General features: G+C 52.8%; 8 protein-coding genes and 1 pseudogene. All 9 read left to right on the top strand.

Features of this window, described 5'->3' with window-relative positions:
- On the top strand, window positions 1-555 hold a 555-nt coding region (locus DBO31_RS00870; RefSeq protein ID WP_234995340.1), incomplete at its 5' end, for an AIR synthase-related protein.
- 15 nt (window positions 556-570) lie between these two features.
- Window positions 571-1,926, top strand: coding sequence for a nitrogenase component 1 (locus DBO31_RS00865; protein WP_150824215.1), 1,356 nt, complete (start codon window positions 571-573; stop codon window positions 1,924-1,926).
- A complete protein-coding gene (locus DBO31_RS00860) occupies window positions 1,923-3,149 on the top strand; it encodes a nitrogenase component 1 (protein ID WP_150824214.1) in 1,227 nt (408 codons plus the stop codon). The genes DBO31_RS00865 and DBO31_RS00860 overlap by 4 nt, the downstream gene beginning before the upstream one ends.
- Window positions 3,150-3,162: 13 nt before the next feature.
- On the top strand, window positions 3,163-3,927 hold the full coding sequence (locus tag DBO31_RS00855) for an AAA family ATPase (RefSeq protein ID WP_059075437.1): 765 nt from the start codon (window positions 3,163-3,165) through the stop codon (window positions 3,925-3,927).
- Between the two features lie 410 nt (window positions 3,928-4,337).
- Complete coding sequence (locus DBO31_RS00850; RefSeq protein ID WP_150824213.1) at window positions 4,338-5,795, top strand: aminotransferase class I/II-fold pyridoxal phosphate-dependent enzyme; 1,458 nt, start codon at window positions 4,338-4,340, stop codon at window positions 5,793-5,795.
- A 14-nt stretch (window positions 5,796-5,809) separates the two neighbouring features.
- Complete coding sequence (speE, locus tag DBO31_RS00845; protein ID WP_059075435.1) at window positions 5,810-6,664, top strand: polyamine aminopropyltransferase; 855 nt, start codon at window positions 5,810-5,812, stop codon at window positions 6,662-6,664.
- On the top strand, window positions 6,664-7,527 hold the full coding sequence (gene speB, locus DBO31_RS00840) for an agmatinase (protein ID WP_150824212.1): 864 nt from the start codon (window positions 6,664-6,666) through the stop codon (window positions 7,525-7,527). The genes speE and speB overlap by 1 nt, the downstream gene beginning before the upstream one ends.
- 70 nt (window positions 7,528-7,597) lie before the next feature.
- Entirely contained in the window at window positions 7,598-8,857 is a 1,260-nt protein-coding gene (locus tag DBO31_RS00835) for a saccharopine dehydrogenase family protein (protein WP_150824211.1), read from the top strand.
- Window positions 8,857-9,341: pseudogene (locus DBO31_RS00830) on the top strand (carboxynorspermidine decarboxylase); the annotation flags it as partial. The gene DBO31_RS00835 and the pseudogene DBO31_RS00830, both read left to right, overlap by 1 nt.

The raw sequence follows: 9,341 nt of genomic DNA, 5'->3' as shown, positions 1-9,341 counted from the left end.
GGCGTCCATACGTCCGGTACGCTGGCACACCCCGGCGATGTAGTCATTGTCAGTGGCGATGTTGGCCGCCATGGCTGTACGATTTTGCTGGCACGGAATCAGTTCGGCATCGACGCCGATGTAACCAGTGATTGTGCTCCCTTATGGGAAACGGTAGAAGCCATGCTCGGGCAGACGAAAGATATCCACGTTATCCGCGATGCCACCCGGGGTGGCGTGGGAACGGTCCTGTATGAGATCGCCAGCCAGAGCCACGTCGGCATTCATCTGGATAGCCAGTCCGTACCGGTACATCCCTCCGTCCGCGGCGTCTGTGGCATGCTTGGACTGGAACCGCTCTACCTGGCCTGTGAAGGCTGTCTGGTCATCGTCGCGCCAGAATGTGAAGCGCCGGCGATTCTGGATGTGCTGCACCGGCAGCCTTATTCTCAAGATGCCGCTGTCATCGGACAGGTCACGGCAGAACAGCCGGGCCGGGTCATATTGCGCACGGAAATCGGTGCGGAAACGATGCTCCCGCCGCCGGGGGGAGAATTGCTGCCCCGCATATGCTGACCGAGGAGGGAGAGCATGATTTACGAAAATGAAATCCATCCGCCTCAGGTGCCCCGATATACGGTTACGCCGGATGGTGCCGAAATTTCCATAGGCAGGGCGGATTTTCCCAAACCGTTTTATATTGGCCTGCAGTATGCTTCACCGGCCCGGGGCCACTGGACCATCGCCCACTCGCCTATGCTCATTCCCCAGTGCCATGAAATATACGTCTGCTGTGCCTGCTGTCTTCACGGCGTCGTCTTATCGGCTGATGAAATCCCCGATGGCGCCGGGCGTTTTTCCATGGTGACCCTGACCAATGAAAATCTCATCAAAGGCAATCTGGAAGACATGATGATTGACGGTATATCCCGGATTATAGAAGAATTGCCGGAACGGCCCCGCTGCGTCGAAGGTTTTACGAGCTGCATGCAGCATTTCCTCCATATCGATGTCCGCATCGTCTACGACACGCTGCGCCAGCGTTTTCCTGACATCGATTTCATCGACGGCTATATGACGCCCACTTTGCAGCGACGGTATACGCCGGATATTCTGGGACGGCGGCAGCTGATGCGGGCCGTGACGAAAATGCCGCCACGCCGGGCCGTGAATTACATCGTCAATTATTACCCTGTCGATGGAGATAATGAATTGACAGCCATGCTCTGTGCTGGCGGGTATGCCATTCACGATTTTGCGGACTGCCGTACGTATGATGAATATAAACAGATGGGGGAATCGGCAGCCAATATTTATTTCCTGGAAAATGCTGCACCGGCAGCCCGCGACATGAAGCGCCGTCTGGGACAGGATGCCCTGTATCTGCCGTATGCCTACGACTATGGGACATTGCGGAAGAACCTGCAGACGGCAGCGGATGTACTGCACCTTACCATGCCTGATTGCGATGCCTTTGAACAGCAGATAGAAGAGAAGGCGATGAAATTGCATAATATACTCGGGCAGACGCCGATTGCCATCGATTTTACAGCGACACCGCGGCCTCTGGGACTGGCACGGTTCCTGCTGACTCATGGATATAACGTGTATGCCGTGTATCTCGATGCCATTTCACCAGATGAAAAAGACAGTTTCTTTTTCTTGAAAGAACATTATCCAAACCTGTCCCTGCGTTCGACCATGCATTTCAAGCGGCGTCTCCTGCCGCGGGATGACAGCCGGAAATATGGAAAAGTTCTGGCTATCGGCCAGATGGCAGCCTACTTTACGGATACGAAGTATTTTGTCAATGTCATTGAAAACAGCGGCCTGTATGGGTATGTGGGTCTTATGAAACTGCTGGACTGGATCGGTGATGCCGCTGGCAAAGAAAATCCGAACATGAGAGAGATTATTCAAGTCAAAGCCTGGGGGTGTCATGGATGAAACAAGCACAACGAGTCTTATCTACCTATGCCGTAGATATGTTTGGTATCGCTTCGGCCCTGTTTGAACTGGGCGGGCTGGTTGTCATGCACGATGCATCAGGCTGTAATTCGACGTATGATACCCATGATGAGCCGCGATGGTACGATACACCATCCATGGTGTACATATCAGGACTCAATGAAATCGACACTATTCAGGGCAACGACCAGCGGCTCATCCATGATATTGCCGAAGTAACCGATGCCGTCCATCCGGCTTTTATCGCTATCGGAGGCAGTCCCATGCCTAATGCAATCGGGACGGATTTCCGGGCCATTGAAAAAATGGTACAAGAACGGACGGGTATTTTTACGATGGGATTCCGGACGGACGGTATCCACAGTTATCTTCCCGGTGCGGGGAATGCTTACGTCCGCCTGGCGCAGCATTTCCTGAAATGTCCGGTCAGACAGCCACAGCGGCCGGCACGGAGAGTCAATATCCTGGGGCTGACACCTCTGGATTTTTCTGTCGTCGGCAATGCAACTGCTATCAAAACCATTTTGACAGAAGCGGGATTCATCATACAGAGTTCGTGGTCTATGGGAGATACGCTGGATAATCTGTCTGAAGCGGCCAACGCCGATGTCAATGCCGTCGTCTCTTCTACGGGGTTGTATCTGGCCCAATATATGCAGGAACAGTACGGGATTCCCTATGTAGCCGGCATCCCTATGGGAAAACAGGGAACAGCAGACTGGCTGCAGGCATTGCGTGAAGGGGATACATCGTATCTGACAGGCCTTACGGGAAGAGAACCCCGGGAAAAGCCGCAGTACGCTCTGGCCGATCTCAATGCCTGGAAGACGGAAACGGTGTATGATGACCAGCCCTGTGATGCCCTGGTCATTGGCGAGCCGGTATATCTCCTTTCTATGGGAAATCTGCTGCGCCATGAGCTGGGTCTTTCTACGGTGCGGCTCTTATGCCCGCTGGCCGATGCGCCTCAGCTGCTCCTGCGCCATATAGAAACGGTCAGTGTCGAACCGGTCATCCGCGAAGAATGCCGCAAGGCGCAGCATGTCCTGGCAGACCCCATTTATGCCCGGCTGCTTCCGGAAAAACAGGATGCATTTATTTCTCTGCCCCACGAAGCGTATTCTGGGCGCCACTATCACGATGAAATGCCTGTGATTGCTGGACCGGACATAGCGGACTGGTTGCGGGATCGTTTGAAATAGGAAAGGAAATACGATGAGAAAATTTGCGATTTATGGAAAAGGCGGCATCGGCAAATCGACGACAGCTGCCAATATTTCGGCTTCTCTGGCCAGACTGGGGAAGAAGGTCATCCAAATCGGCTGCGATCCCAAGGCCGATTCGACGTGGAATCTCCTTCATGGCGAGCCTGTCATGCCGGTCATGGATTATTACCGGACCTATACGGAAGAACCGGATTTCGAGCATATCGGTAAAACCGGGTATGGCGGTGTCTTCTGCATCGAAACGGGCGGACCTACGCCGGGGCTGGGCTGTGCAGGAAGAGGTATCATTGCTACCTTTGATCTCATAGATGAACTGGAAGTCTTCGACCGGATCCAGCCGGATGTCGTGTTGTATGACGTACTGGGCGATGTCGTGTGCGGTGGCTTTTCGGCTCCTATACGGGATGGGTACGCCGACGAAATCTTCATTGTCACGTCGGGAGAAAAAATGGCTCTGTATGCTGCCGGCAATATCATCAAAGCAGTAGAAAATTTCAAAGACCGGGGATATGCCCAGGTCCGGGGAATCATCCTCAACAGGCGCAACGTAGAGAACGAGTATGATATCGTACAGGCTTTTGCCAACAGCCATAATCTGCCCATTATAGCCGATATACCGCGCAGTAAAGAAATCCAGTATTATGAAAACCAGGGCATGACCGTCGTCGAAGGTAATCCGGATCTGCCCGTGAGCCTCCTGTACCAGGAACTGGCCCGGAAACTGATGGATACGCCGGCAAGTGACGCCAGATAGTTGACAGGTGTTTTTCTTTATGATACGATTGGTATGATTTTGGAAAGATGACAGAACAGGTCTTTTCAAAGCAATTGTACAGGACCACTTTTTTTAAAGTTCAGGCCATACGGACAGCCGGGTCCACTGCCGATTGGCGGCATGATTGCTGCCTTATTGATTGAGCTGTATGCTCAGTTTTCAAGAGTTGGTTACTTCATAACCGAAATGTGCGCAGGCACACTTGTGAACCGATCAATAGGAGTAGTAAAAGTAGAATTGCTATATAGACTCTGATCATATTTTCCACTAAGACGGATGACGGACAGGATGTTTCCATCGTCTTAGTATATTGGAATTGTCAGGACGCAAGTTGTGTAGCAGCGCAGCTTGCGCTTTTTTTATGCAGGCAATGGGGGGAGAATATGGTAATGTCAAAACAAGCGGCCATATCACAGCAACGGGCACCAATATATGAAGCTCTGCAGCGATTCCGTGATATGCGTGTTGTCCCTTTTGATGTACCGGGACATAAGAGAGGCCGGGGAAATCCGGAACTGACGGCTTTCCTCGGGAAACAGTGCGTCGGCGTCGATGTCAACAGTATGAAACCGCTGGATAATCTGTGTCATCCTGTTTCTGTCATCCGCGAGGCGGAAGAACTGGCAGCAGAGGCCTTTGGGGCCGCCCATGCCTTTCTGATGGTCGGCGGGACGACCAGTGCCGTGCAGAGTATGGTACTGACCGTCTGTAAGCGGGGAGATAAAATCATCCTGCCGCGCAATGTCCATAAAAGTGTCATCAATGCTCTGGTGCTCTGTGGAGCCATACCTGTATATGTCAATCCGGAAGTCGATGCACGGCTGGGCATTTCTCTGGGTATGCAGCGCCAGCAGGTAGCGCGGGCCATCGAGGAAAATCCTGACGCCGTAGCCGTATTGGTCAATAACCCGACCTATTACGGAATATGCAGTGACCTGCGGGCTATTGTCCACATGGCTCATGATGCAGGGATGCGATGTCTGGCCGATGAAGCACACGGGACGCATTTCTATTTTGGCCATGGCCTTCCCGTATCGGCCATGGCAGCTGGTGCCGATATGGCGGCCGTATCGATGCACAAGAGCGGTGGCAGCCTGACCCAGTCCAGCTTCCTTCTGACCGGGCCGGATGTGCATGCAGGCTACGTACGGCAGATCATCAACCTGACTCAGACGACATCGGGAAGCTATCTTCTCATGTCCAGTCTGGATATCAGCCGTCGCCACCTGGCACTTCACGGCCGTGAAATTTTTCATAAAGTCGTCGATATGGCCGATTATGCCCGTCAGGAAATCAATGCCATCGGCGGATATTATGCCTTTGGGCGGGAATTGATGAATGGCGATTCTGTCTTTGATTTTGACAGTACGAAACTTAGTGTCCATACCCGTGACATCGGGCTGGCAGGTATTGAAGTCTATGACCTCCTGCGCGATGAATACGATATTCAGATTGAGTTCGGTGATATTGGCAATATTCTGGCCTATCTGTCGATGGGAGACCGCATACAGGAACTGGAACGGCTGGTCAGTGCCCTGGCAGAAATCCGCCGCCATCATCAGAAAGATTCGGCAGGAATGCTGACTCAGGAATATGTGGAACCGGAAGTCGTCATGAGCCCCCAGGACGCGTTTTATGCTGATAAGGTCAGTCTGCCTCTGGCACAGAGTGAAGGGCGCGTATGCAGTGAATTCGTCATGTGTTATCCTCCGGGCATTCCCATTCTGGCGCCGGGCGAACGGATTACGGCAGAAATCCTGGAACACATATGTTATGCCAAAGAAAAAGGCTGCAGCATGACCGGATCAGAAGATCCCGATTTGCAGCACATCAATGTCCTGGCGTGAAAGGAAGGAATATCATGGAATTTTGGTTCAGTGAATTTCATACGCCCGATGTCAAGCACAGTATCCGCGTCAACCGCCATCTGTATTCCCGGCAGAGCGAATATCAGCGCATCGATATTTTTGAAACACCGGAATTTGGCCGCGTCCTGACCCTTGATGGCAACGTCATGCTTACCGAACGGGATGAATTTATCTATGATGAAATGATTACTCATGTGCCCATGGCAGTACATCAGCAGTGCCAGGATATCCTGGTCATCGGTGCCGGGGACGGCGGAGTCGTGCGGGAATTGACGCGCTATGACCGGGTACGGTCTGTCGATCTGGTAGAAATGGATCCGGCCGTTGTCGAAGCCTGCCGCAATTATCTGCCGGGCAATGCCTGCCGCCTCGATGACAGCCGCGTTCATATCCATTTTGAAAATGCCCTGAAGTTCATCCGCAGCTGCGAAGCGGAATATGACCTGATCATCGTCGATTCGACCGATCCGTTCGGACCATCTGAGGGGTTGTTTACGAAGGAATTTTATGGCAGCTGTTATCATGCCCTGCGCGATGACGGCATCATGGTCAATCAGCAGGGGAGCCCATTTTATAAAGAAGACGCTCTGGCCATGCAGCGCAGCCACCAGCGCATCGTCAGTACCTTCCCTATCAGTAAGGTCTATCAGGCTCATATCCCGACCTATGCGGCCGGATACTGGCTGTTCGGATTTGCCAGCAAAAAATATCATCCCGTCAATGACCTCGACGCGGCGGCGTGGGAAAAGCTCCATCTCCACACGCGGTACTATACGACGCGGCTCCATGTCGGTTCATTCTGGCTGCCGGCATTTCTGGAAGACATGCTCCAGGAGGTAGAACCCTGATGCTGAAACCTAATGTAGAAACATTCCTGGCCTGTGATGCTTCCTATGAAGAATCACGCATCGTCCTTTACGGTGCTCCCTTCGATTCGACGACGAGTTTCCGCCCCGGCGCCCGCTTTGGCCCGCCGGCCATACGTCATGAAAGTTTTGGCCTGGAAACGTACAGTCCGTATCAGGATAAAGATCTGGAAGATTGCCGGATTTTTGACAGTGGCGATATGGAATTGTGTTTCGGCAGTTCGGAACAGGCCCTGGCCGATATAGAAGAACGGGCGTCGGTGATTCTTGCTGATGGTAAGCTGCCTCTGCTCCTCGGCGGGGAACATCTGGTGACACTCGGTGCCGTACGGGCAGCTGCCCGGCAGTGGCCGGATCTGCACATCATCCATTTTGATGCCCATGCCGATCTGCGGGACGACTATCTGGGAGCAAGGCTCAGTCATGCCTGCGTGCTTCGGCGATGCCATGACATCCTGGGAGATGGGCGGATCCATCAATTCTGTATCCGCAGCGGGGAACGGGAAGAGTTCCGCTTTGCCCGGGAGCATACGGACATGCATCCCTTCGGATTCGGAGGACTGGAACAGGTCGTTGACAAACTGAGGAAACAGAATCTTCCCGTCTATGTTACGATTGACCTCGATTGCCTGGATCCGGCGGCGTTTCCCGGAACGGGGACGCCAGAAGCGGGCGGCGTCTGGTTTCCCGCCCTGCTCAGAGCCATACAGCTCGTTTCCCAGACCCGTGTCATCGGTGCCGATGTGACCGAACTGGCGCCGATGCTGGATGCCAGTGGCGCGTCTACGGCACTGGCCTGCAAAGTCGTGCGGGAGCTGATGCTGGCACTGTATCCGCTGTCATAGTTGAAAATATATGTAGTTCACTATAGATTTCCATATATCTGTTTTTTGTTCAAACTGAAAGGAGACTACTATGAGTAAAGTTCTTGTCATTGGTTGTGGCGGCGTTGCCTCCGTAGCGATTCAGAAATGCTGTCAGGTGAGTGATGTATTTACGGAATTGTGTCTTGCCAGCCGTACAAAATCCAAATGTGATGACCTGGCTGCCAAATTGAAAGGCCACACGGATACGAAAATTACGACAGCCCGGGTAGATGCTGATGACGTAAACCAGCTTATTGCCCTCATCCAGAAGGAAAAGCCGGATCTGGTCATGAATGTGGCGCTGCCGTATCAGGACCTGACTATCATGGATGCCTGCCTGGCCTGCGGCGTCAATTACATGGATACGGCTAACTACGAACCGGAAAATACCGATGATCCCCAGTGGCGTGCCATCTATGAAAAACGCTGCAAAGAAGCGGGTTTCTCGGCATATTTTGATTACAGCTGGCAATGGGCATATCGCAAAAAATTCGAAGATGCCGGTCTCATGGCCCTCTTAGGCTGCGGCTTTGACCCGGGCGTAACCCAGGCATATTGTGCCTATGCCAAAAAACATGAATTCGATCATATCGATACGATTGATATTCTCGACTGCAACGGCGGTGACCACGGCTATGCCTTCGCGACTAATTTCAACCCGGAAGTAAACCTCCGCGAAGTATCGGCTCCCGGCAGTTACTGGGAAGACGGACACTGGATTGAAATACCGGCCATGAGTATCAAACGGGAATACCATTTCGATCAGGTCGGGGAAAAGGATATGTACCTCCTGCACCATGAAGAAATCGAAAGTCTGGCCCAGACCATCCCTGAAGCGAAGCGGATCCGTTTCTTTATGACCTTTGGACAGAGTTATCTCGATCATATGAGATGTCTGGAAGATGTGGGAATGTTATCTACGACGCCGGTTGAATTTGAAGGCCATCAGATTGTGCCGATTAAATTCCTGAAAGCCCTGCTTCCTGATCCTGCCAGCCTGGGACCGCGGACGAAAGGCAAGACCAATATCGGCTGCATCTTTACGGGAACGAAAGATGGCAAAGATAAGACCTGGTATATTTACAATGTCTGCGATCATCAGGAATGCTACCATGAAGTGGGCAGTCAGGGCGTCAGCTACACGACGGGCGTACCGGCTATGTGCGGTGCACTCATGATGCTTACGGGAAAATGGCAGAAACCGGGTGTCTATACGGTAGATGAACTGGATCCGGATCCGTTCCTCGATGCACTGGACAAATATGGCCTGCCCCGCAGCATTGATGAAAACCCGGTACTGGTACCGTGATGGGCGATACGATGTATACGCCGCCGTTCCGCTATCTGGAGGGAGGTACTCCCGAGGACTGGTTTGGCCGGCTGCCGACGCCGTGCTATATCCTGGAGGAGCGGGCTTTGCGGCATAATGGAGAAATCCTGGCCGGACTGGCAGAACGGACGGGCTGCCGGGTCCTCCTGGCGCAGAAAGCCTTTTCCAATTACAATCTGTATCCGGCTTTGGAACCCTATCTGGCCGGTACGGAGGCGAGCGGATTGTATGAGGCACGCCTTGGAGCAGAGAAGATGCCCGGCAAAGAAGTGCATGTGTTTTCGGCGGCCTACCGGGATGACCAGTTTGTGGAACTACTGCACTATGCAGACCACATCGTATTCAATTCGCCAAGCCAGCTCATGCGTTTCGGGCGTCAGGCAAAAGTAGCAGGCCGGAGCATCGGCCTCAGGATTAATCCTGAATGGTCTACTCAGGACGGGCATGATATTTATGACCCCTG

The organism is Megasphaera sp. DJF_B143, from assembly GCF_900320625.1.
Lineage (GTDB): Bacteria > Bacillota > Negativicutes > Veillonellales > Megasphaeraceae > Megasphaera > Megasphaera hexanoica.
The sequence above is the reverse complement of the archived record's forward strand: the minus strand, read 5'-3'. Positions and strand labels throughout refer to the sequence as shown.

Coding starts and splice junctions, on each gene's coding strand:
- DBO31_RS00865 (WP_150824215.1), top strand. CDS start 571: ATGATTTACGAAAATGAAATCCATCCGCCTCAGGTGCCCCGATATACG.
- DBO31_RS00860 (WP_150824214.1), top strand. CDS start 1,923: ATGAAACAAGCACAACGAGTCTTATCTACCTATGCCGTAGATATGTTT.
- DBO31_RS00855 (WP_059075437.1), top strand. CDS start 3,163: ATGAGAAAATTTGCGATTTATGGAAAAGGCGGCATCGGCAAATCGACG.
- DBO31_RS00850 (WP_150824213.1), top strand. CDS start 4,338: ATGTCAAAACAAGCGGCCATATCACAGCAACGGGCACCAATATATGAA.
- speE (WP_059075435.1), top strand. CDS start 5,810: ATGGAATTTTGGTTCAGTGAATTTCATACGCCCGATGTCAAGCACAGT.
- speB (WP_150824212.1), top strand. CDS start 6,664: ATGCTGAAACCTAATGTAGAAACATTCCTGGCCTGTGATGCTTCCTAT.
- DBO31_RS00835 (WP_150824211.1), top strand. CDS start 7,598: ATGAGTAAAGTTCTTGTCATTGGTTGTGGCGGCGTTGCCTCCGTAGCG.